Genomic DNA, 22218 nt, shown 5'->3' on the forward strand with positions numbered 1-22218 from the left:
ATAGATTGTTTTTAGGGGATTTGCGGAATAATACTTTTATAAATCAATTCCTGGATATCTCTTCTTATATTCATGTCACCCAGTTTCGTGTTCCATACATTGGGGCACAAGCGGTTGCTGAGGAATACATACACCGTCTTGTTTTCCGGGTCCACCCAAGCACAAGTACCGGTAAATCCGGTATGTCCATATACCGCTTCCGGAGCGGAAGGAGCACAAGGGCTGCGCTTCACAATGGATACATCCGGCTTGTCGAATCCCAGACCGCGACGGCTGATGGCGGATTTCTCCGTCGTAAACAAACGGCAGGTTGCCTCACTCAAGAAACGCTTGCCATTGAATTCACCGCCGTTCAGCAACATTTGATAAACCTTTGCCACCTCTTCGGCCGTAGAGAAAAGTCCTGCATTACCGGACACCCCACCCATGCAGGCAGCAGTCTCGTCATGCACATATCCGCATATATCCTGGCGACGCAGGAAGTCATTGGATGCCGTGGGCATGATTTCCGCTTTGGTGAACTTCGTCAAAGGCAGAAACATAGTACGTTGCAATCCCATCGGGGCATAGAACTCACGGGCAAGGTACAAATCCATCGGCAGCTCCGTCACCTTCTCCACTACCTGCTGCAACAGCACGAAGCCAAGGTCGCTGTAAACATAACGTTTGCCGTCCAACTCGCACTTGGCTATTCGCTGAAGGATAGAATTCTTGAAACTCTTGTTCAGCCACATGCCATCTGCCATGTGCAGAGTATAGGCCGGTGTATTCTTGTCGGACACCATCCCTTTCCGGAACTTAAAATCGGAACAATAATAGCTATGCTCGCTTACCTGCGTACGATGCCACTCGTCCACCCAACTCTGGGAGTACGGGCCGTGTACCGAATTCGGGTCTATGATGTCCAGGTAGAAGCGGATATAGGGAGGAAGCCCCGATTCGTGGAACAAAAGTTCGCGGATGGTAATGTTCCGCTTGTTACCATTGCGCAAGAAGGGCAGATAAGCGGAAACCTTGTCATCCAGTTTTATCTTGCTCTCATCATACAGTTTCATGACGGCAAGCAACGTAGCCGTAGTCTTGGTCAGCGAAGCCAAATCAAAAAGGTCCGAAGAACGGACGGTAGTGGTATCCTTATCAGAGTGGGTTCCGAAGCCTTTGTCATATACCGGCAGTCCGTCTTTCCACACCAGCACGCGGCAACCGGGATAAGCTCCCGCTTCCAGTCCCTTTCGGGCAACGGCATCGATACTTTGCAGCACATACGACTTCATGCCGTAATCTTCCGGAACAGTCCTCCCCGGTTTCATGCCCGGCTCAATCATACAGCCCGTTCCCGCTGGAAACAGTTTACCGATACTCATCGACATTCTGCCACTGGCCGGTTTTTTGGCAAAAAGGACATCAGCCACGTACTGCTGCAAATCCGTCTCTGCCGAATGTGCCAGCACCACAGCACTGGATTTGGCAAGTGCGGGCATCAGAGGTTGCAATGTACGGTAAGAGGTAAAAAAAGTATAGACCAGCGGAGCACGCAGGTTCAAGCCTTCCAGAAAGGCCACATCACGGTCGCTGACATAAGCCGAACCGGTGATGCTGATAACCACGCGACGGAAAGCAGCCAACTGCCCCTGCACTTCCTGCCAGAGAGCCTCATCGGCATTCCAAGGCAAGTGGAAATGGCTGATGCCTGCATTCTTTTTCATAGCTTCCACAAAGGGAGCATCCGCCTCCTTCTCTCCGATGCTGAGCACGGCAATATCACCTTCCACCGGTGCCAGCGGGAGGACATCGAAATAATTGTTCAATACAGTCACTGCCGAACGGCGCAACTTGGCAGCCAACGCCTGCGCTTCCTCCGTATTGATGCGATAGCTCATTCCGCTGACCCGAAGTTGCGGCTGGCGGTTTCTCAAGCCAAGCATATACTTGTACATCAATACCTTGCGGCACTTGGCATCAAGTTCGTCCTTACTCAGTTGTCCCGACTCCACTGCATCTACCAGCTCCTGCACCGCATTCTTCGTATTGAACTGTACCAGCACCATATCATTTCCCGCCAGCAGCGCTTTGGTAGTTACCTGCGGAATGGCAGACACACCCTTCATGTCCAAGGCATCGGTAAACACCAGCCCTTTAAAGCCGAGTTCATCCTTCAACAACCCGGTCACCACATTCCGCGACAAGGAAGAAGGAGTCACCCCGTCCGGGTCCAGCGCCTGCACTTGCAGATGGCCTACCATGACACCCCCCAATCCGGCACGTATCATTTCCTTGAAGGGATAAAGTTCCACACTGTCCAGGCGTGCACGGTCGTAGTGCAAGGCAGGAAGCGCCTTATGAGAATCCACATCCGTGTCGCCATGCCCGGGGAAATGCTTGCAAACGGAAAGTATGCCCCCGCTTTCGAGCCCACGGCTGTATGCCACCACCTTTTCCGCCACCCGCTGCGGGTTCTCACCAAAGGAGCGTACGTGTATCACCGGGTTCAGCGGATTCGTATTGACATCCGCATCGGGTGCAAAATTGACGTGTACCCCCAATTCGCGGAACTGGCGGGCCACCTCACGTCCATATTCTTCAATCAGGCCATTGTCCTCGATACATCCCAAGGCGGCATTACGGGGATAGTCCGGAGCGCCTTTCAGCCTCATTGACAGTCCCCACTCTCCATCGAAAGTAACCATAACGGGAATCTTGGCATCCTTCCGGGCCATATTGGTCAAGATAGCCTGCTCTTCCGGAGTACCTTCGGAAAACAGCAAGCCACCGACCTTGTATTTCTTTACCAGCTCGCGCATCTGCTTTTTCGTGGCCTTGTCTGCTCTGGCCGGAATGGTGGCAACGATGAGCTGCCCCACTTTTTCGTGTACATTCAGGCCTGACAACACGGAGTCCACCCATTGCCGGCACCGGTTGTCTGCAGCCGAAGGAAGAAACGGGCCTCCGGTCTGGGCGTGAAGTGAAGATAATCCCAATATAAACAATCCTGCAACCCATAAAAGGAGGGTGAGTCTTTTCATCATGCTATTTTTCAGTTAAAGTAAGTACCATTTCTCCTACGTAGATGCCACTCTTTCCGGTGTGCAGCACGGGAACGCTCTTGCCGTCCGCATTCAGATAAACGGCAGGCTTTTCCATAAAAGTATGCGAATGTCCTCCCAAAATGACATCAATGCCACGCGTCTTGCCTACCAGGTTCTCGTCGGAAGCGCCTTCGGGATTTGCACTGCGGATACCCAAATGAGACATGCAAATCACAACCTCGCAATTCTCCTTCTCCCTGAGAAGGTCTGTCATTTCCTGGGCCACCTTTATCGGGTCGTTGTAGACAATGCCTACGCATTTATCTGCCTGCACCAGCCCTTCCATCTTAGGGGCCAGGCCGAAGATACCGATTTTCACCCCTTCGCGCACCAAGGTGATATAAGGCTTCACCAGTCCTTCGAGTACCGTACCCGTCACGTCATAATTGGAACAGACCACGGGGAAATCCGCCATACGGAACAATTCCGCCATATTCTCAAGTCCGAAATCAAATTCATGATTACCTATCGTCATGGCATCATAACCCATGAGATTCATCATCTTGACCTCCAGCTCGCCTTTGAAAAAGTTGTAATAAGGGGTGCCTTGCGAGATGTCTCCGCAATCCAGCAGCAGCATATCCGGATGCTTGCCGCGAAACTGCTTTACAAAACCGGCACGGCGCACCACACCGCCCATCCCGGCATACTCGTCGGCAGCCTCGGCACTGATGGGTTCTATACGGCTGTGCATATCGCTGGTATGCAGGATAAACAGTTGTTTTCCGGATTGGCCGGACGATACAGAATCGGTGGACACCAGGCAAAGGGGTTCTTCAGTAATGACACGCTCCTCTTGTTGTGCCGATGCGGGGAGCATGAAAAGCAGCAGGGCTGCCAAGGAATATATATGTTTCATAGAACTTCTGTTTTTTTAATGCTTACTCTTTAACGACCACTCTTCCCTCCATGCGCGAAGTCACCTTCTTGCCGGCTGCCGTCTGCTTCTCCACATACTTCATGAACAGACCGCGCAGTGTAGCCCCATCCGGGCACTCCCTTTTATCCGCCTGCAGGAAAGCCGTCATTCCATCGTTTCCATCAGCCAGATAATCAATCGTGGCAACCGTATAGTCACGGTCATCCTCCACCGGCTTGCCGGCAATGGAAGCCTGGAGCAGCTTGCCATCCTTGCTGATTTCCAACTGTATACCACTCACCCCTTCACCAAGTCTCACCGCAATGTTTTCAAACAAGTGCTTCATGGCAGAGCCTTTCATCGTCAGCACACAGAGCGAATTCTCAAAAGGCAATATCTCATAGATGTTTTCGGTAGTGATGTCTCCTTCCGTCAGGGAGTTCCGGATTCCACCGATATTGATTAGCCCCATATCGGCCGGTTTGCCCAGCACTTCCACCGCAGCCTCACGCAGTACATCTGCAATCAGATTGGATAAAAGGCTTTCGGGCCGGAATCTGTCCATCGACATTTCTGCGGTTCCCACCACATGATACATAACGCTGTCCATCCGGGCCTTGTAAGGCGCCAGCAAAGCCACAGCTTCGGCATCCGGCTCGGCATCCCAGACAGAGTTCATGGGAATTCTGCCTCCCTCTACCTTGGTCACTTCGTAGGAAGAATGGCAGGAAACCAATAGAAGCGCAACCGCCAACACTGCCCCCGCAAGGAGACTGAAAGTTTGTTTCTTCATATTCATTTAGTTTTAAATTGCTACAAATATACTTTTCTTTTGCGACTGAGCCACACAATTAACCGATTATTTAGACTTGCGTTTAGCAGAATGAAACGCTCAAAAATCATTCCAACTGGCGAAAAAAAGCTTGAAGCACTTGTGTATCTGGCAAATAATTCGTTCCTTTGCACCGCTTTCGCGCAATCGCTGTCAGGACACCAAGAGAGAAGCCTGGTATGTTGCGTTGTAACGATGAAACAATTTAATAATAAAAACAATGGATTTAATTAAAATTGCAGAAGAAGCATTTGCTACCGGAAAACAGCACCCGAGCTTCAAGGCAGGTGACACTGTAACAGTAGCATATCGTATTGTCGAGGGTAACAAGGAACGTGTACAGCTGTACCGTGGTGTTGTTATCAAGATTGCCGGACATGGAGACAAGAAACGTTTTACAGTACGTAAGATGTCAGGAACCATAGGCGTAGAACGTATTTTCCCGATTGAATCACCGGCTATCGACAGCATCGAAGTGAACAAAGTGGGTAAAGTTCGTCGCGCTAAACTGTACTACCTGCGCGCTCTTACCGGTAAGAAAGCAAGAATCAAAGAAAAAAGAGTTAACGGTTAATTCCAGACTCCTATTTCGAAATAAAAAAGGGAAGTTGACAATGTCAGTTTCCCTTTTTTAGTAATATACACAGTATGCATACACCATGCAATACTCTACTCCTACGACCTCATTCCAAACACTGTAAGCCTGCGCTCCTTTCCTTTCACATAAGCCTTTCTTCTTGCTGATACGTTAGTTTATCAGCGCCCAACGGCCGTAAGGCGCTCTGCTAACGACCGTCAACAAAGCGCTTTATGGCCGTTAGACGAGCGCCTCACGGCCGTTAAACAGCTGTCATAGGCATAGCTTTTCCATACTGAATACCTATCTTATCCACACCGAAAGCCTGGCTTCCACCTATTATCGCACGGGCTTTTATAAAGTTAATACCGTATTTGCAGGAAACCAATAGCTTGTTTACACGATATTGGCAAATTGCTCCATATCCTATTAATTTATTGTACTACAATATATTAATAGATTATTTGGTGTAAATTTAAGGTGGAAGCAACTTTTGCTTCCACCTTTTCAAGTTGCTTCCACAGCATCCGCAACCCCGATGAATAAAGGGATACAGAATGGGTGGAAGTGTGGAAGCAACTTGTGACATAACTTTATTGCTGAGGAATATGTGCCACCAAAGAAAAAAGGTGTGTCGAAACTCTCCTAAACTAAAAATCACCCTCGCCACAGGTAGTTGTAGCGAGGGTGATTTCGAGAAAAGGGGAGTTTTGACACATCCCCCTCCTTTATCAGTTTCCCTGATATCGATTACTTGGTATCTCTCAGCTCCCAGCCCAATGCACTGGCACCCAGCACAGCGGCATCAGAGTCCTTCAACTCGGAAGCCAGCAACTTAGTCTTGCCTTTGTAGATATTCAATACATTGTCATCAATGGCTTTCTGGATAGGCTTGAAGATATAGTCGCCCGCTTTTGCCAGACCACCGAACAGTACGATAGCTTCCGGGCTGGAGAAAGCAATGAAATCAGCCAAAGCCTCACCCAAGATAGTTCCGGTAAACTCAAAGATGTCTTGAGCAATCTTGTCGCCCTTCACAGCTGCATCATACACATCCTTGGAAGTAATGTTTTCTGCTGGAATGTCGCGCAACAAGCTTGGCTCGGTACTCTTGGTCAGGAACTCACGGGCAGAACGTGCCACACCCGTAGCCGAGCAGTAAGTTTCCAGACAACCGTGACGTCCGCATCCGCAGAGACGACCGTTTTCACGACGGATAATAGTATGTCCCAACTCTCCGGCAAAACCGTCATGGCCATATACCATCTGACCGTTAATAACGATACCGCTACCTACACCGGTGCCCAGCGTAATCATGATAAAGTCTTTCATACCGCGAGCCGCACCGTAAGTCATTTCACCGATACCGGCAGCATTGGCGTCGTTTGTCAAAGCGGTAGGAATACCCAAACGCTCCTCAAACATGGCAGCCAAAGGAATTACGCCCTTCCAAGGAAGATTCGGGGCAAACTCAATGGTACCGCTGTAATAGTTTCCGTTAGGAGCGCCGATACCGATACCTTTTATCTTGTCTACACCGCCATTGGCAATAATGAGCGGCAACAGATTCTTGCAAACTTCGTCTACATAATCATTGACGTCTTCATAAGCTCCGGTTTTGATGGAACTGCTTGCAATAATAGTTCCGCGTGCGTCTACAATACCAAAGACGGTGTTCGTTCCGCCTATGTCAATGCCCACTACATAGGGCTTTTCCATGTTTGAATTCATGATACTACGTTTGTTTAAAGGGTTAGTTAATCATATTCATGGTTACAAAAATCACAAAGAAAAACGACACTGCAAAATCTTTTTTTAAAAAAGTTTGCAACTTTTGCAACTTTTCGTAGCATAGCTGCGTCTAATAGTGAAAATTAATAAGAGTAAAGCAAAAAAACAGGGAAAACAGTGATACAACTAAAAGACATTAACAAGACCTATTACAACGGAGCACCACTGCACGTGCTCAAAGGCATCAACCTCGACATTCAGAAGGGTGAATTTGTTTCCATCATGGGCTCATCGGGTTCGGGAAAGTCCACTTTACTCAATATACTGGGCATTCTGGATAATTATGACACCGGAGAATACTATCTGAACGGTACTCTTATCAAAAATCTCAGCGAGACGAAGGCTGCCGAGTACCGCAACCGCATGATTGGCTTCATCTTCCAGTCCTTCAACCTGATTTCATTCAAGAACGCAGTAGAAAATGTGGCACTTCCCCTCTTTTATCAAGGAGTGAGCCGACGGAAACGCAATGCGATGGCATTGGAGTACCTCGACCGCCTGGGCTTGAAAGACTGGGCACACCACATGCCCAACGAAATGTCCGGCGGACAGAAACAGCGTGTAGCCATCGCCCGCGCCCTCATCACCCAGCCGCAGATTATCCTTGCCGACGAACCTACCGGCGCGCTCGACAGCAAGACTTCCGTAGAGGTGATGCAGATTCTGAAGGAACTGCACGATACGGGCATGACCATCGTAGTCGTGACCCACGAAAGCGGCGTTGCCAACCAGACGGACAAGATTATCCACATCAAAGACGGCGTCATAGGCAGCATCGAAACAAACTTGAATCACGATGCAAGCCCGTTCGGAAAAGACGGGTTCATGAAATAATGAAGGAAGAGCCCTCTTTCCCTTCTTTAATTTTTAATTCTTAATCTTTAATTATCAATGATAGACCTTTGGCAAGAAATATACGGAACCATCAAACGTAACAAGCTGCGTACGTTCCTGACGGGCTTTGCCGTAGCATGGGGCATCTTCATGCTCATCGTATTGCTCGGAGCCGGGAACGGCATCATACATGCTTTCGAACAGAATGCGTCGGAACGTGCCTTGAACTCCATCCGCATTTTTCCCGGCTGGACTACCAAATCATACGACGGTCTGAAGGAAGGACGTTTCATCCAACTGGACAATCGGGACATGGACGACACGGAAAAGCAATTTACAGAAAATGTCATTAGTGCCGGTGCCACAGTACGCCAGAGCAATGTAAACGTCAGTTTTGGACAAGAATATATCAATATCTCCCTGCTGGGCGTATACCCTAACTACACAGAAGTGGAAACCGTGAAGACGGCAGACGGACGTTTCATCAACCACAGCGATCTGAAAGACCGGCGTAAAGTAATCATCCTCCATAAGAAATCCGCAGATATCCTCTTCGGCAAAACACATACCGAACCTATCGGACAATTTGTCAATGCAGGTGGAGTGGCCTATCAGGTAGTGGGGCTCTACAATGACCAGGGAGACCGCGAGGCAAACGAGGCCTACATTCCTTTCTCCACCTTACAGACCATCTACAATAAAGGAGACAAGTTGAATAACATCATCTTCACGACCAAGAACCTGAGCAGTATAGAAAGCAATGAGGCCTTTGAAAAAGAATACCGTAAAGCCATTGCCACCAACCATCGCTTCGACCCTACCGACGACAGCGCCATCTGGATATGGAACCGTTTCACCAACTATCTGCAAGCCCAAAACGCAATGGGTATTCTACGCACCGCCATCTGGGTTATCGGTATCTTTACCTTGTTGAGCGGTATTGTCGGTGTATCGAATATCATGCTGATTACCGTTAAAGAACGTACCCGTGAATTCGGTATCCGCAAGGCACTGGGAGCAAAGCCCTTCTCCATCCTTTGGCTGATTATTGTGGAAAGCGTGACTATCACTACGCTATTCGGTTATATCGGTATGGTGGCAGGCATCGGGGTGACGGAATGGATGAACTCTGCTTTCGGTAACCAGACGATGGATGCCGGCATGTTCCAGCAGACCATGTTCTCCGATCCCACCGTAGACCTCAGCATTGCCGTCCAAGCCACACTGACCCTCATCATAGCAGGTACACTTGCCGGATTCTTCCCGGCAAAGAAAGCCGTGAGTATCAGTCCTATCGAAGCACTTAGAGCAGATTAAAGATTATGAAAATAGACATAGATACATGTGAGGAAATCCTCATCACAATAACAAGAAACAAGACAAGAAGCCTGCTGACTGCATTCGGTGTATTCTGGGGCATCTTTATGCTGGTAGCACTCATCGGTGGCGGACAAGGCATGCAGGAAGAACTGAAATCCCAGTTCGAAGGATTTGCGACCAACTCGGGCTTTATCGCCGCACAAAAGACAAGCGAAGCCTACAAGGGATTCCGCAAGGGACGCTGGTGGGACTTGGAAATGGAAGATGTGGACCGTGTGCGCAGTGTGGACGGCATCGCACTCGCCACGCCTTCATTTGCCCTTTGGGGACAGACCGCTGTCTATGGAGAAAACAAATATGAATGTAGTGTAAAGGGGCTGTACCCGGAGTATGAGCAGATAGAACATCAGGAAATGACTTACGGCCGTTTTATCAACGACGTCGACATCAAAGAGTCACGTAAAGTGTGTGTTATCGGCAAACGTGTATACGAAAGTCTCTTTAAACCGGGAGAAGACCCCTGCGGCAAATACGTTCGGGTGAACGGAATCTATTACCGGATTATCGGAATGTGTTCATCCGAAGGCAATGTCAACATACAAGGACAAGCCTCCGAAGCCATTGTATTGCCTTTCTCCACCATGCAGCAGACCTACAACCTCGGAAAGAAACTGGATGTGGTATGTTTCATCATGAAACCGGGAATAAAAGTAAAAGACGTACAGCCCGAAGTGGAACGCCTCGTAAAAGCAGCGCATTACATTGCTCCCGATGACAAACAAGCCGTCATGTTCCTGAATGCGGAAGCTATGTTCTCTATGATGGACAACCTGATGACCGGAGTACACTTTCTTATTTGGATGGTAGGTCTGGGTACATTGTTCGCCGGAGCCATCGGCGTATCGAATATCATGATGGTAACCGTCAAGGAGCGTACTACGGAAATAGGCATACGGCGTGCCATCGGTGCCCGTCCTAAAGACATCCTGCAACAAATTCTTTCGGAAAGCATGGTACTGACCACTATAGCGGGTATGGCAGGCATTTCTTTTGCCGTATTTGTACTGCAAATACTTGAAAAGGCTGCCAACGACCCTGGAGTTATCAAAACCCACTACCAGGTTTCATTCGGACTGGCTATCGGAACTTGCATCCTCCTCATCGCATTGGGAGTGCTTGCCGGACTGGCACCTGCCTATCGCGCCATGGCAATCAAACCAATTGAAGCAATCAGGGATGAATAAACCTATAAAAGATTATCAACCGTAAACCATGAAACAATGGTTACTATATCAATAGTAAATAATTAAATCATAAATATAAGATGAGAACTAAAAAGTATCTGAAAATTGCATTATTGGTAGTAATAGCTGCCTTGTTTATCTGGACATTTATATTCCTATATCAGAAGTCCCAACCTAAAGTAAAGGTATACGAAACAGTAGTTCCGGAAGTGACAGACCTCGAAAAGACCACCGTAGCCACCGGCAAAGTGGAACCAAGAGACGAAGTACTCATTAAACCGCAGATTTCCGGTATCATATCTGAAGTGTACAAGGAGGCCGGACAAAGCATAAAACAAGGCGAAGTGATTGCCAAAGTGAAGGTTATTCCAGAACTAGGCACATTAAACTCAGCCGAAAGCCGCGTACGGTTGGCGGAAATCAACGCTGCCCAAGCCGAAACAGACTTCGCACGTACCCAGAAGTTGTACAACGACAAGCTTATCAGCGCTGAAGAGTATGAAAAAGGAGAGGTAAGTGTAAAGCAAGCACGCGAGGAACTGCAGACTGCAAAAGACAACTTGGAAATTGTAAAGGAAGGCATCACCAAGAACAGCGCCTCTTTCAGTAGTACGCTGATTCGTTCCACCATTACCGGTCTGATTCTGGATGTGCCCATCAAAGTCGGTAACTCGGTTATCATGAGTAACACCTTCAATGACGGAACCACTATCGCTACCGTTGCTAACATGAACGATTTGATTTTCCGCGGCAACATTGACGAAACGGAAGTGGGCCGTGTACACGAAGGTATGCCGGTGAAACTGACAATCGGCGCCCTGCAGAATCTTTCGTTCGATGCCACACTGGAATACATATCTCCGAAGGGTGTGGAAGAAAACGGTGCCAACCAGTTTGAAATCAAAGCTGCCATTGCCGCACCGGACAGCGTACAGATACGTTCCGGCTATTCTGCCAACGCAGAAATCGTATTGGACCGTGCCCAGAAAACGCTTGCCGTTCCGGAAAGTACTGTTGAATTCAATGGGGACAGTACCTTTGTATATGTAATGACGGACAGCGTACCGGTACAAAAGTTCGAACGCCGCCCCATCCAGGTCGGCATGAGCGACGGCATAAAGATTGCCATCAAAAGCGGCATCAGTGCCCAGGATAAGCTTCGCGGTGCAGAGAAAAAGGATTAACAAACGGAATAGCTTAAAAAGATATACGACATGAATAAAAAGATATTCTTATACCTCGCCATATTCGGCAGTATCTCAGTGCAGGCGCAGGAACGCTGGTCTTTGCGCCAATGCATAGACTATGCCATCGAGCATAACATCAGTATCCGCCAAACAGCCAACGCTGCCGAACAGAGTGCTGTCGAGGTAAATACAGCCAAATGGGCACGACTGCCGAACCTGAATGCCAGTGCCGGCCAGAGCTGGAACTGGGGACGTACGCAAACAGCCATCAAGAACGAGGATACGGGAGACTACTCCACTGTATACGTCAACACCAGCAGTCACGGAACCAACATGTCCGTCAATACCAGCATACCTATTTTTACCGGTCTGGAAATTCCCCACCAGTATGCATTGGCCAAACTGAACCTCAAAGCTGCCATTGCCGACCTGGACAAAGCCAAGGAAGATATTGCCATCAATATAGCTTCGGCCTACCTGCAAGTGCTGTTCAATGAAGAGCTCCACCAGGTGGCGCTGGGACAAGTACAACTGAGTAAAGAGCAATATGTCCGTATCAGCCGGCTGGCAGAACTGGGCAAGGCTTCTCCGGCAGAACTGGCAGAAGCCAAAGCACGTGTGGCACAAGACGAGATGAATGTGGTACAGACGAACAATAATTATAAGTTGGCTCTGCTCGACCTCAGCCAGCTTATCGAGCTGGAAACACCTGAAGGGTTCAATCTGGAATCTCCGGCAGTCAATCTGAAGTTGGTTCCTCTCACTCCTCCGGATGAAATATTCCAAACAGCTATGGTAAGCAAAGCCTCCATCCAGGCTGCACAGTTCCGTCTGGAAGGCAGCAAGCACAGCATCCGCATCGCCCAGAGCAACTACTACCCACAACTGAGCCTGAACGGTAGCCTCGGTACGAATTACTATTCTACCATTGACCGCACCTTCAGCCAGCAGATGAACGATAACTTCAACAAATATGTAGGCTTCAACCTCAGCGTACCTATTTTCAACCGCCTCTCTACCCGTAACCGGGTGCGCACGGCACGCCTGCAACGTGAAAACTATGCCTTGCAACTGGATAATGCCAAAAAGACGCTTTACAAGGAAATCCAGCAAGCATGGTACAACGCCGCCGCTGCCGAAAGCAAATATACCAGCAGCCATACAGCCACCGTTGCCAGCGAAGAATCTTTCAAGCTGATGAGCGAGAAATATGAAAATGGTAAAGCAAATGCCGTGGAATACAATGAAGCAAAACAAAACCTTATGAAATCCCAATCAGACGAACTGCAGGCCAAGTATGACTATCTGTTCCGTACCAAGATTCTGGATTTCTATAAAGGAGAACCGATTGAGTAAAAAACGAAGTATAATTTTAGTTGTTGTGTTTGATTCTCCCCTCTCCCTGCTTCATGCAGGCGAGAGGGGAGTTTTTTGTTCTTCTATCTCCTTGTATTTTCCGAAGAACGGGAAGAGCTACTGCGGGTAGTGCTTGAAGAGCTGCTGCGACGGCTTTCGGAATTCCGTACGCCGGAAGCATTTCTTCTTTCCTTACTTTCCGTCTTTACCCTGCTACGGCTGGGGCTCTTATCATTATTTTTAGTTCTTGTGGTTTCTATTTTCTCTTTACTCGACTTTCTGCCACTATCCACACTACTACGTCGCGTACTGCTGTTACGTGTACCTGTACTAATGCGATTATTACTACCGTTGCTACGTCGCGTGGTATATACATCATCCCTGCCTGCCGGACGCTTATGCGAATTAGGGCGGATGTTCACCGAACCGAAATCTGAACGGCGGCTGGTGTGGTACGACTTATCATTCCGAATGCTCCACGAACCGGTATAGTGCGGATGATGGTAACGACCGCGATAATAGCTGTTGTGATAGTGCGTACGACAATGCCCACCGCAATATGTACGGTAATGATACGGCCGCGGGAAATAGAAATGATTATGGTTGGTGTAAGTGATGTAAACCCTAAAAGACCAACGCCCACCACTTACATAAACCGGACGGTAAAAATAGGCGGCCTGCATGAAACGGCCATACTGCCGGTTATTCAGCACCCATCGAAGATCGTCATTGCGCACATCCAGATAATCGTAATAGCGATTCAAGGCCCATTCCTCCCCCCGAAGAACGTCATCCATCAGATAGCGTATACCGGAAATGAAATCATAGTTTATTTCGTACACGTCATTATACTGTTCTGTATTCAGGTTCAATTCATAGGCCATCTTGTCCGTAAGAAAGCGGGTCTCTTTACGCACTTTGCTGTTGCTCATTGCCGCACTGCAAACAGCTGTGCTCATCATAGCGGCAAGAAATATAAATATAATCCGTTTCATAATCCCTCCTTTTTTAGTTATTCTTCTCATGATATTGTTTGATGAAGGCATTTATCTCGTTCTTGTCCGACGAGAAGGTCAGCTTGTCTATCGCATAATAGAAATTCGGTTTATCGACTATTTTAGGATAAATCTTCTTCATCAACTGCTTCTTTTCACTGTCGAAACGATAAAAATCCATCAGACGGATACACTGGTCAGTAGTGAACCAAGAGGTCAGCAAGGCATGGTCGAGCACTTCCTTACGGTCTGAATCGAAACTCTGTTTTTCCATCAGCCCCATAAACTGTTCGAAGGCAGAGGGAGACATTACCCGTTCATACTGCCCGCCCCCTGACGGTCTGTCACCGGGTCTGCCAGGCTTGTGATGATTAGAAGTACCCCAGTTTCCACCAGGTCTTTTGTCCTCTGGAATGAAAATATCTTCCACTTCATTGATGGAGCAATGCACACGTTCATCATATAGGAGTTTTCCTCTTCGAGGATTCCCCCCACGGGATGGCGCTTCATAAACCTCCACCCGACAACTACCACGCAGATTGGCTACAAAACAACTGAAAGTAGGCAGGCAAACCTGCTGTCCGTCGACCAATACCACCACTCTACGGTATGGACTTTCTATACGGATTCCGTCTATGGGCGCCGCTTTTATTGCGGGAAACGCTACCAGAACTAGACAAACACTTAATATCAAATGACGTATCATGACTTTTCTTTTTTATTGTACGACAAAAATAGGGAGAGGAAATTCCCCTCCCTAATGATTGTCTCTATTTACAAGTAGGGAAATTCCTAATGACTGGGACTAATTCCTAATCCTGATTCCATCTTCCTCCAATACAACCAGATGTTTTTTGTACAAATCTCCCACAGCCTTTTTGAAGGTTTTCTTGCTGACACCGAAAGTTGCATAGATTTCTTCTGCCGGACTCTTGTCATTCAAAGCTATCCGTCCGCCCTGTTCACGGATATAGTCCAGCAGCGTAGCTGAGAAATCTTCTACTTTAGCCTGCCCCGTTTTTTGAAGCAGCAGGTCTATCTTGCCGTCTTCACGTACCTGCTTCACATAGGCTTTCATCCTCATGCCCGTGTGCAGTGGCTGAAATATCTCGCTCTCATATAGCAAGCCGCTATATTCATCGTTGATGATCGCCTTGAATCCCAAATCCGTCTTCTGCCAAATCAGGATATCCACCTCCTGCCCCGACTCATAGGCGGCCTTCTCTTTGGAAAGATAACGGTCTACCTTGGCCGATGCCACGATACGATAGCTTTCATCATCCAAATGGGCATGAACCACATACTTCTTTCCCACCTGCATCTTCATTTTCTGTTCGCGGAAGGGGACGAAAAGATCCTTCATCAATCCCCAGTTAAGGAAAGCGCCATACTGGTTTATCCACGCCACCTCCAAGCAGGCAAACTGCCCGACCTGCACTAATGGTGTCAGAGTAGTGGCTACCAGGCGTTCTTCGTTATCAAGATATATAAAAACGTTCAGTTTGGCTCCCACCTTACAGTCTTGGGGGACATAACGCGACGGAAGCAGAATTTCACCTTCTTCGCCACCGTCCAGATACATGCCGAAGGCTACCTCCTTCACCACTTCCAGCGTATTGTACTTTCCTAACTTAATGCTCATAGTTTCTTACTTATCTTCATTTTCCCAACAAAGATAAGTAATTTAGGTACAATACAGCAGTTCGGAAAGAAGAAATAACTTTTTGCTCTAAAAGATAACTTTTTTCTATGAACAACTCTCTTCAAAAAGGGTTATCTTTGTATCGTGACAATCAGCAAGAAAAGATATTACTCACCTTTAAATAAAAAAGATTATGGAATTTCTGACAAATGACAAATTGACAATCGTCGGCGCAGCCGGCATGATCGGTTCAAACATGGCACAGACTGCAATCATGATGCATCTCACTCCCAACCTATGTCTGTACGACCCTTATGCTCCCGGACTGGAAGGTGTGGCCGAAGAGCTGTTCCACTGCGGATTCGAAGGAATGAACATCACATTTACCTCCGATATCAAAGAAGCGCTGACCGGTGCCAAGTATGTGGTATCATCAGGCGGTGCCGCCCGCAAGGCCGGCATGACCCGCGAAGACCTTTTGAAAGGCAATGCCGCTATTGCCGAAGAATTCGGTAAGAATGTAAAAGCCTACTGTCCGGATGTGAAGCACGTGGTTGTCATTTTCAACCCTGCCGACATCACCGGTCTGATTACCCTATTGTATTCCGGCCTGAAACCTTCACAAGTGACCACACTGGCTGCCCTCGACAGCACCCGCCTGCGCAGTGAACTTTCCAAGCACTTCGGCATTGCCCCCGACAAAATCGAAAATTGCCGTACCTACGGCGGTCATGGTGAACAGATGGCTGTATATGCCTCTACCGCCAAGGTGGACGGTAAACCGTTACTTGATATCATCGGTACCCCTGCCCTGACTAAAGAGCAGTGGGTCGAAATCCAGACTAAGGTAACCAAAGGCGGTGCCAACATCATCGCCCTCCGTGGACGTTCTTCCTTCCAGAGTCCGGCATACGTCTCTATCGAAATGATAGCTGCAGCGATGGGTGGCAAACCGTTCCGCTGGCCTGCCGGTACATATGTACACAGCCACGGCTTCGACCACATCATGATGGCAATGGAAACTGAAATTACCAAAGACGGTGTACACTACAAGGAACTGAACGGCACACCCGAAGAAGAAGCCAAACTGAAAGAAAGCTATGCCCACCTCTGCAAACTTCGTGACGAAGTGATAGAAATGGGAGTACTGCCTGCCATCAAAGACTGGCACAGCATCAATCCGAATATCGACTGATTTCTTCGATAGCAAGTGATTCTCAAAAGTAAGATGCCTCGCTCTATGGAGCGAGGCACCTTTTTAAGATATTTTTCCTCAAAAAGCCTTGCGGTATAAAAAAAACTCTTTATCTTTGCACCCACAAACGAAAAAGGTGCCATAGCTCAGTTGGTAGAGCAAAGGACTGAAAATCCTTGTGTCCCCGGTTCGATTCCTGGTGGCACCACTTTTCAAAAACAATCGGAATGTAGCGCAGTTGGTAGCGCACTACGTTCGGGACGTAGGGGTCGGGCGTTCGAGTCGCCTCATTCCGACAGAAAAGGCTTAACTTTTAGAAGTTAAGCCTTTTTTATTTCATCCCTCCTCTCCTCCGGTTTCCCGACCATAAGAGAGGGGGGGGGGCAACGTAACAATCTGGGACCAACGTAAAAACCTGAGGGATTCTATTTCTATGCATATAATTTTTGTACAGTTTTTGATTGAAAGGGTGTCAGATTTGACAATTGCATATCTATTCTATATTATATCAACATTTACCAAAGACATACGGAAACAATCTCCAATAACGTAAAAGAACAAACAAGACTCCAACAAAGAGAACAAAAACAACATATACAGTACACCCGATGTATAAAAAGAATAAAAAAGCTCTCCTTTTTGCATATTCTTTCCGAAATAATCCCTAATTTTGCACTACTCTTAGAATAATTATACAGAAAATGAAGAAAAAAGCCAATCGGTTAGACGCCATCAAGATGATTATCTCAAGCAAAGACGTCAGTTCTCAGGAAGAACTGTTGCAAGCTTTGAGCAAGGAAGGCTTTGAACTGACACAAGCCACCTTGTCACGCGACTTGAAACAGCTGAAAGTAGCGAAAGCAGCGAACATGAACGGTAAATACGTATATGTGCTGCCCAACAACATCATGTATAAACGTTCGAACGACCAGAGTGCAAGTGAAATGCTGATGACAAGCGGATTCGTTTCACTTCAATTTTCGGGCAATATTGCCGTCATCCGTACCCGGCCCGGATATGCCAGCAGCATGGCCTACGACATCGACAACCGAGAGTGTCCCGCCATTCTGGGTACCATTGCCGGAGATGACACCATCATGCTGGTGGTGCACGAAGCAGCGTCACATGACGAGGTACGCAGCTTCCTATCGCAAATCATCCCGAACATTAAATGATAGATAACAACAAAAAACAAGAAATTAAATAAGAAATGGATTCGAAACAAATTGATGTGATGGTGGCTGACGCCTCACATGAAGTTTACGTAGACAAGATTTTGGATACCATCCGGGAAGCTGCCAAGGTACGCGGAACGGGCATCGCAGAACGCACACACGAATACGTAGCTACTAAAATGAAAGAAGGAAAGGCCATCATAGCCTTGTGTGGAGATGATTTTGCCGGTTTCACCTACATAGAGAGCTGGGGTAACAAGCAATATGTAGCAACCTCCGGTTTGATAGTACACCCCAAATATCGGGGACTGGGGCTGGCAAAACGTATCAAGACCGCTTCTTTCCGCCTGGCACGCCTACGCTGGCCTAATGCTAAAGTTTTCAGTCTCACCAGCGGAGCTGCCGTCATGAAAATGAATACCGAGCTGGGATATGTGCCCGTCACCTTCAACGAACTGACCGATGACGAATCGTTCTGGAAAGGTTGCGAAGGCTGTATAAACCATGATATATTGGTAGCTAAGAACCGTAAATTCTGCATTTGCACAGCAATGCTTTACGACCCGAAGCTGCACGAAGAGGATAAAATATAAAAATACTAAGGATATGGAAAAGAAGAAGAAAGTAGTAGTCGCATTCAGCGGAGGTTTGGATACCTCGTTTACGGTGATGTATCTTACCAAAGAAAAAGGGTACGAAGTATATGCAGCTTGTGCCAATACGGGCGGTTTCAGTGCTGAACAGTTGAAGACAAACGAAGAAAATGCCTACAAGCTGGGCGCCAAAGAATACGTCACCCTCGACGTGACGCAGGAATACTATGAGAAAAGCTTGAAATACATGGTATTCGGCAATGTTTTGCGTAACGGCACCTATCCTATCTCTGTAAGTTCCGAACGTATCTTCCAAGCATTGGCCATTGCACGCTATGCCAACGAAATCGGCGCGGATGCCATCGCCCACGGTTCTACAGGTGCGGGTAACGACCAGATTCGTTTCGACATGACTTTCCTCGTCATGGCTCCGGGCGTGGAAATCATCACGCTGACACGCGACATGGCACTGAGCCGTCAGGAAGAGATTGATTATCTGAACAAACACGGCTTTGCCGCCGACTTCACCAAACTGAAATACTCCTATAACGTAGGTTTGTGGGGCACTTCCATCTGTGGTGGCGAGATTCTGGATTCCGCGCAGGGATTGCCCGAAAGCGCCTATCTGAAACACTGCACCAAAGAGGGCAGCGAGCTGTTGCGCCTCACTTTTGAAAAAGGTGAGCTGAAAGCCGTGAACGACGAGACATTCGACGACCCCATCAAAGCCATCCAGAAGGTAGAAGAGATTGGTGCGGCATACGGTATCGGCCGCGACATGCACGTAGGCGACACGATTATCGGTATCAAAGGCCGCGTAGGTTTCGAAGCTGCCGCACCTATGCTGATTATCGGAGCACACAAGTTCCTCGAGAAGTACACTTTGAGCAAATGGCAACAATACTGGAAGGACCAGGTAGCCAACTGGTATGGCATGTTCCTGCACGAAAGCCAATATCTGGAACCAGTAATGCGCGACATCGAAGCCATGCTGGAATCCTCGCAACGCAACGTAAACGGTACGGCTATCCTCGAACTTCACCCGCTCTGCTTTTCTACCGTAGGTGTAGAAAGCAAAGATGACCTTGTGAAAAACAAGTTTGGTGAATACGGTGAGATGCAGAAAGGATGGACGGCAGAAGATGCCAAGGGCTTCATCAAAGTAACCTCCACAGCACTGCGTGCTTATTATTCAAATCATAAAGACGAGAAAATCTAAATGACCGGCAGGAAGCAAAAACTGACACGTCCCCGGACTGGAAGGATGCTTTCAGGCATATGTGCAGGACTGGCAAACTTTTTCGGACTCGATGTCTCATTGGTGCGTATCGTCTATACGTTCGCCACGATCTTTACTGCATTTGCAGGCATACCCATATACATTATAATGCTAATTGTTATACCACAAGAACCAAATAGATATTATCGAAATGATTAAAGTAGGAATCATCGGCGGAGCCGGATACACGGCAGGCGAACTGATACGTTTGCTGCTCAACCATCCGGAAGCGGAAATCGTTTTCATAAACAGCTCAAGCAACGCCGGCAACAAAATTACCGACGTACACGAAGGACTGTACGGCGAAACAGACTTGGTATTTACCGACCAGCTCCCGCTGGAAGAAATCGACGTACTCTTTTTCTGTACGGCACATGGCGACACGAAGAAGTTCCTCGAAAGCCACAACGTGCCCGAGGAACTGAGAATCATCGACCTCTCCATGGACTACCGCATAGCCTCTCCCGAACACGACTTCATCTACGGCCTGCCGGAGCTGAACCGCCGTGCCACCTGCAAAGCGAAGCACGTAGCCAATCCGGGCTGCTTTGCCACCTGCATACAGCTGGGGCTGCTACCGCTTGCCAAACATCTGATGCTGAATGATGATATCATGGTGAACGCCATTACCGGAAGTACCGGCGCCGGTGTGAAACCGGGCGCCACGAGCCACTTCAGCTGGCGCAACAACAACATGAGTGTCTACAAAGCTTTCGAGCACCAGCATGTGCCCGAAATCAAGCAATCGCTCAAACAGCTGCAGAACAGCTTTGATGCGGACATTGACTTCATCCCCTACCGCGGCGACTTCCCGCGCGGCATCTTCACCACCATTGTGGTGAAGACCAAAGTGGCCCTGGAAGAAATCGTCCGCATGTACGAAGAATATTACGCCAAAGATTCCTTTACCCACATCGTGGAGAAGAATATCGACCTGAAGCAAGTGGTAAACACCAACAAGTGCCTCATCCATCTGGAGAAGCACGGCGACAAACTGCTTATCATTTCCTGCATCGATAACCTCCTGAAAGGCGCCAGCGGACAAGCTGTCCATAACATGAATTTAATGTTTAACCTGGAAGAGACCGTAGGTTTACGGTTGAAACCTTCTGCATTCTAAAAAAAAATGAATTTATTCGACGTATACCCTCTCTTTGACATCAACATCGTCAAAGGAAAAGGCTGCCATGTATGGGACGAGAACGGTACCGAATATCTCGACCTCTACGGTGGCCATGCAGTCATCTCAATCGGACATGCACATCCACATTATGTAGAGATGGTGAGCAATCAAGTTGCTACGTTAGGATTCTACTCAAACTCAGTAATCAACAAGCTGCAACAGCAAGTGGCAGAGCGTTTGGGAAAGGTCTGCGGCTATGATGATTACTCACTCTTCCTCATCAACAGCGGTGCCGAAGCCAATGAAAACGCCTTGAAACTCGCCTCTTTCTACAATGGCCGTACCCGTGTGATATCCTTCTCAAAAGCATTCCACGGACGTACCTCACTGGCGGTGGAAGTAACGAACAATCCTAAAATCATCGCTCCCATCAACAACTGCGGGCACGTCACCTACCTCCCGTTGAACGACATCGAAGCCATGAAGGCCGAATTGTCCAAAGGAGATGTCTGCGCAGTGATTATCGAAGGCATACAAGGTGTAGGCGGCATCCAACTGCCGACAGACGAATTCATGCAGGCTCTCCGCCAGACTTGTACGGAACACAACACGGTCTTGATTCTCGATGAAATCCAAAGCGGCTACGGACGCAGCGGCAAGTTCTTCGCCCATCAGTACAACGGCATCAAAGCCGACATCGTCACCGTGGCAAAAGGCATCGGCAATGGTTTCCCGATGGCAGGCGTACTCATCAGCCCGATGTTTACACCGGTATACGGGCAACTTGGAACCACTTTCGGTGGAAACCACCTGGCTTGCAGTGCCGCCCTTGCCGTACTGGACGTCATAGAGCAAGAAAAACTGATAGAAAATGCAGCGCAAGTCGGTGACTTCCTGATGACAGAACTGAGAAAGTTCCCGCAAATCAAGGACGTTCGAGGACGAGGACTGATGATAGGACTGGAATTTGAAGCCCCCATCAAGGTACTGCGCCTAAGACTGCTGAAAGAGCAACATGTATTCACCGGCGTAAGCGGTACGAATGTGCTCCGCCTGCTGCCGCCTCTGTGCCTCAGCATGGACGAAGCAAAGGAATTCTTGAAACGCTTCAAGAAAGTTCTTTAATTTAT

Annotated in this window: 20 protein-coding genes and 2 tRNA genes; 15 read left to right on the forward strand and 7 right to left on the reverse strand. The window is 48.1% G+C overall.

Features of this window, described 5'->3' with window-relative positions; genetic code table 11:
- Nucleotides 1–11: 11 nt before the first annotated feature.
- Genes JXR92_RS01735 through JXR92_RS01745 form a run of 3 tightly spaced genes read right to left on the reverse strand, consistent with a single transcriptional unit; the run spans nucleotide 12 to nucleotide 4738 of the window.
- Nucleotides 12–3026, reverse strand: a complete 3015-nt coding sequence (locus tag JXR92_RS01735) for a glycoside hydrolase family 3 N-terminal domain-containing protein (RefSeq protein ID WP_138344615.1) — start codon at nucleotides 3024–3026, stop codon at nucleotides 12–14.
- Nucleotide 3027: 1 nt separating this feature from the next.
- Entirely contained in the window at nucleotides 3028–3945 is a 918-nt protein-coding gene (locus JXR92_RS01740; protein WP_057281336.1) for a bifunctional metallophosphatase/5'-nucleotidase, read from the reverse strand.
- 22 nt (nucleotides 3946–3967) lie between these two features.
- The gene (locus JXR92_RS01745; RefSeq protein WP_016273980.1) at nucleotides 3968–4738 is read right to left on the reverse strand and encodes a 5'-nucleotidase C-terminal domain-containing protein; all 771 of its coding nucleotides are present in this window, start codon (nucleotides 4736–4738) and stop codon (nucleotides 3968–3970) included.
- A 259-nt stretch (nucleotides 4739–4997) separates the two neighbouring features.
- Between JXR92_RS01745 and rplS the strand changes: the two genes are divergently transcribed.
- Complete coding sequence (gene rplS / locus JXR92_RS01750; RefSeq protein WP_004292313.1) at nucleotides 4998–5351, forward strand: 50S ribosomal protein L19; 354 nt, start codon at nucleotides 4998–5000, stop codon at nucleotides 5349–5351.
- Nucleotides 5352–6104: 753 nt separating this feature from the next.
- Here rplS and JXR92_RS01755 read toward each other — a convergent pair.
- Complete coding sequence (locus JXR92_RS01755) at nucleotides 6105–7085, reverse strand: ROK family protein (protein ID WP_117601221.1); 981 nt, start codon at nucleotides 7083–7085, stop codon at nucleotides 6105–6107.
- 177 nt (nucleotides 7086–7262) lie between these two features.
- On the opposite strand from JXR92_RS01755, the gene JXR92_RS01760 reads away from it, so the two are divergent.
- From JXR92_RS01760 to JXR92_RS01780, 5 genes are all read left to right on the forward strand, one after another.
- Nucleotides 7263–7979, forward strand: a complete 717-nt coding sequence (locus JXR92_RS01760; RefSeq protein ID WP_117601220.1) for an ABC transporter ATP-binding protein — start codon at nucleotides 7263–7265, stop codon at nucleotides 7977–7979.
- Nucleotides 7980–8036: 57 nt separating this feature from the next.
- Entirely contained in the window at nucleotides 8037–9296 is a 1260-nt protein-coding gene (locus JXR92_RS01765; RefSeq protein ID WP_117601219.1) for an ABC transporter permease, read from the forward strand.
- Between the two features lie 5 nt (nucleotides 9297–9301).
- Nucleotides 9302–10543 (forward strand): ABC transporter permease, encoded by a 1242-nt coding sequence (locus JXR92_RS01770; RefSeq protein WP_117601218.1) that lies wholly within the window; start codon nucleotides 9302–9304, stop codon nucleotides 10541–10543.
- An 80-nt stretch (nucleotides 10544–10623) separates the two neighbouring features.
- Nucleotides 10624–11727, forward strand: coding sequence for an efflux RND transporter periplasmic adaptor subunit (locus JXR92_RS01775; protein ID WP_117601217.1), 1104 nt, complete (start codon nucleotides 10624–10626; stop codon nucleotides 11725–11727).
- Nucleotides 11728–11757: 30 nt separating this feature from the next.
- Nucleotides 11758–13086 (forward strand): TolC family protein, encoded by a 1329-nt coding sequence (locus JXR92_RS01780; protein ID WP_138344616.1) that lies wholly within the window; start codon nucleotides 11758–11760, stop codon nucleotides 13084–13086.
- An 83-nt stretch (nucleotides 13087–13169) separates the two neighbouring features.
- On the opposite strand, the gene JXR92_RS01785 is transcribed toward JXR92_RS01780, so the two are convergent.
- From JXR92_RS01785 to JXR92_RS01795, 3 genes are all read right to left on the reverse strand, one after another.
- Nucleotides 13170–14081 carry a hypothetical protein gene (locus JXR92_RS01785; RefSeq protein ID WP_119961426.1) on the reverse strand — a complete coding sequence of 304 codons (912 nt, stop codon included), beginning with the start codon at nucleotides 14079–14081 and terminating at the stop codon, nucleotides 13170–13172.
- A gap of 13 nt (nucleotides 14082–14094) precedes the next feature.
- On the reverse strand, nucleotides 14095–14787 hold the full coding sequence (locus JXR92_RS01790) for a DUF4476 domain-containing protein (RefSeq protein ID WP_117601214.1): 693 nt from the start codon (nucleotides 14785–14787) through the stop codon (nucleotides 14095–14097).
- A 99-nt stretch (nucleotides 14788–14886) separates the two neighbouring features.
- Entirely contained in the window at nucleotides 14887–15723 is an 837-nt protein-coding gene (locus JXR92_RS01795; RefSeq protein ID WP_117878924.1) for a CvfB family protein, read from the reverse strand.
- A gap of 193 nt (nucleotides 15724–15916) precedes the next feature.
- On the opposite strand from JXR92_RS01795, the gene JXR92_RS01800 reads away from it, so the two are divergent.
- The 9 genes from JXR92_RS01800 (at nucleotide 15917) to JXR92_RS01840 (ending at nucleotide 22213) form a co-directional block, all read left to right on the forward strand.
- The gene (locus JXR92_RS01800; RefSeq protein WP_025833211.1) at nucleotides 15917–16918 is read left to right on the forward strand and encodes a malate dehydrogenase; all 1002 of its coding nucleotides are present in this window, start codon (nucleotides 15917–15919) and stop codon (nucleotides 16916–16918) included.
- Between the two features lie 135 nt (nucleotides 16919–17053).
- Nucleotides 17054–17126: transfer RNA gene (locus JXR92_RS01805), tRNA-Phe, on the forward strand.
- Between the two features lie 15 nt (nucleotides 17127–17141).
- Nucleotides 17142–17214 (forward strand) — tRNA-Pro (locus tag JXR92_RS01810).
- 405 nt (nucleotides 17215–17619) lie between these two features.
- Nucleotides 17620–18093, forward strand: coding sequence for an arginine repressor (argR, locus tag JXR92_RS01815; RefSeq protein ID WP_005825113.1), 474 nt, complete (start codon nucleotides 17620–17622; stop codon nucleotides 18091–18093).
- Between the two features lie 35 nt (nucleotides 18094–18128).
- Nucleotides 18129–18686 (forward strand): GNAT family N-acetyltransferase, encoded by a 558-nt coding sequence (locus tag JXR92_RS01820; protein WP_005825115.1) that lies wholly within the window; start codon nucleotides 18129–18131, stop codon nucleotides 18684–18686.
- A 13-nt stretch (nucleotides 18687–18699) separates the two neighbouring features.
- On the forward strand, nucleotides 18700–19905 hold the full coding sequence (locus JXR92_RS01825; protein ID WP_138344617.1) for an argininosuccinate synthase: 1206 nt from the start codon (nucleotides 18700–18702) through the stop codon (nucleotides 19903–19905).
- A complete protein-coding gene (locus JXR92_RS01830; RefSeq protein WP_138344618.1) occupies nucleotides 19906–20124 on the forward strand; it encodes a PspC domain-containing protein in 219 nt (72 codons plus the stop codon). It abuts the gene before it with no gap.
- Nucleotides 20117–21085, forward strand: coding sequence for an N-acetyl-gamma-glutamyl-phosphate reductase (gene argC / locus JXR92_RS01835; protein WP_005825122.1), 969 nt, complete (start codon nucleotides 20117–20119; stop codon nucleotides 21083–21085). Before JXR92_RS01830 ends, argC begins: the two co-directional genes overlap by 8 nt.
- A gap of 6 nt (nucleotides 21086–21091) precedes the next feature.
- Nucleotides 21092–22213 carry an aspartate aminotransferase family protein gene (locus JXR92_RS01840; RefSeq protein ID WP_117600277.1) on the forward strand — a complete coding sequence of 374 codons (1122 nt, stop codon included), beginning with the start codon at nucleotides 21092–21094 and terminating at the stop codon, nucleotides 22211–22213.
- The last annotated feature ends 5 nt before the right edge of the window (nucleotides 22214–22218 follow it).

Source organism: Bacteroides parvus (genome assembly GCF_017309675.2).
Lineage (GTDB): Bacteria > Bacteroidota > Bacteroidia > Bacteroidales > Bacteroidaceae > Bacteroides > Bacteroides uniformis.

Coding starts and splice junctions, on each gene's coding strand:
- rplS (WP_004292313.1), top strand. CDS start 4,998: ATGGATTTAATTAAAATTGCAGAAGAAGCATTTGCTACCGGAAAACAG.
- JXR92_RS01840 (WP_117600277.1), top strand. CDS start 21,092: ATGAATTTATTCGACGTATACCCTCTCTTTGACATCAACATCGTCAAA.
- JXR92_RS01830 (WP_138344618.1), top strand. CDS start 19,906: ATGACCGGCAGGAAGCAAAAACTGACACGTCCCCGGACTGGAAGGATG.
- JXR92_RS01755 (WP_117601221.1), bottom strand. CDS start 7,085: ATGAATTCAAACATGGAAAAGCCCTATGTAGTGGGCATTGACATAGGC.
- JXR92_RS01740 (WP_057281336.1), bottom strand. CDS start 3,945: ATGAAACATATATATTCCTTGGCAGCCCTGCTGCTTTTCATGCTCCCC.
- JXR92_RS01765 (WP_117601219.1), top strand. CDS start 8,037: ATGATAGACCTTTGGCAAGAAATATACGGAACCATCAAACGTAACAAG.
- JXR92_RS01825 (WP_138344617.1), top strand. CDS start 18,700: ATGGAAAAGAAGAAGAAAGTAGTAGTCGCATTCAGCGGAGGTTTGGAT.
- JXR92_RS01800 (WP_025833211.1), top strand. CDS start 15,917: ATGGAATTTCTGACAAATGACAAATTGACAATCGTCGGCGCAGCCGGC.
- JXR92_RS01795 (WP_117878924.1), bottom strand. CDS start 15,723: ATGAGCATTAAGTTAGGAAAGTACAATACGCTGGAAGTGGTGAAGGAG.
- JXR92_RS01735 (WP_138344615.1), bottom strand. CDS start 3,026: ATGATGAAAAGACTCACCCTCCTTTTATGGGTTGCAGGATTGTTTATA.
- JXR92_RS01785 (WP_119961426.1), bottom strand. CDS start 14,081: ATGAAACGGATTATATTTATATTTCTTGCCGCTATGATGAGCACAGCT.
- JXR92_RS01780 (WP_138344616.1), top strand. CDS start 11,758: ATGAATAAAAAGATATTCTTATACCTCGCCATATTCGGCAGTATCTCA.
- JXR92_RS01820 (WP_005825115.1), top strand. CDS start 18,129: ATGGATTCGAAACAAATTGATGTGATGGTGGCTGACGCCTCACATGAA.
- JXR92_RS01745 (WP_016273980.1), bottom strand. CDS start 4,738: ATGAAGAAACAAACTTTCAGTCTCCTTGCGGGGGCAGTGTTGGCGGTT.
- argR (WP_005825113.1), top strand. CDS start 17,620: ATGAAGAAAAAAGCCAATCGGTTAGACGCCATCAAGATGATTATCTCA.
- JXR92_RS01770 (WP_117601218.1), top strand. CDS start 9,302: ATGAAAATAGACATAGATACATGTGAGGAAATCCTCATCACAATAACA.
- argC (WP_005825122.1), top strand. CDS start 20,117: ATGATTAAAGTAGGAATCATCGGCGGAGCCGGATACACGGCAGGCGAA.
- JXR92_RS01775 (WP_117601217.1), top strand. CDS start 10,624: ATGAGAACTAAAAAGTATCTGAAAATTGCATTATTGGTAGTAATAGCT.
- JXR92_RS01790 (WP_117601214.1), bottom strand. CDS start 14,787: ATGATACGTCATTTGATATTAAGTGTTTGTCTAGTTCTGGTAGCGTTT.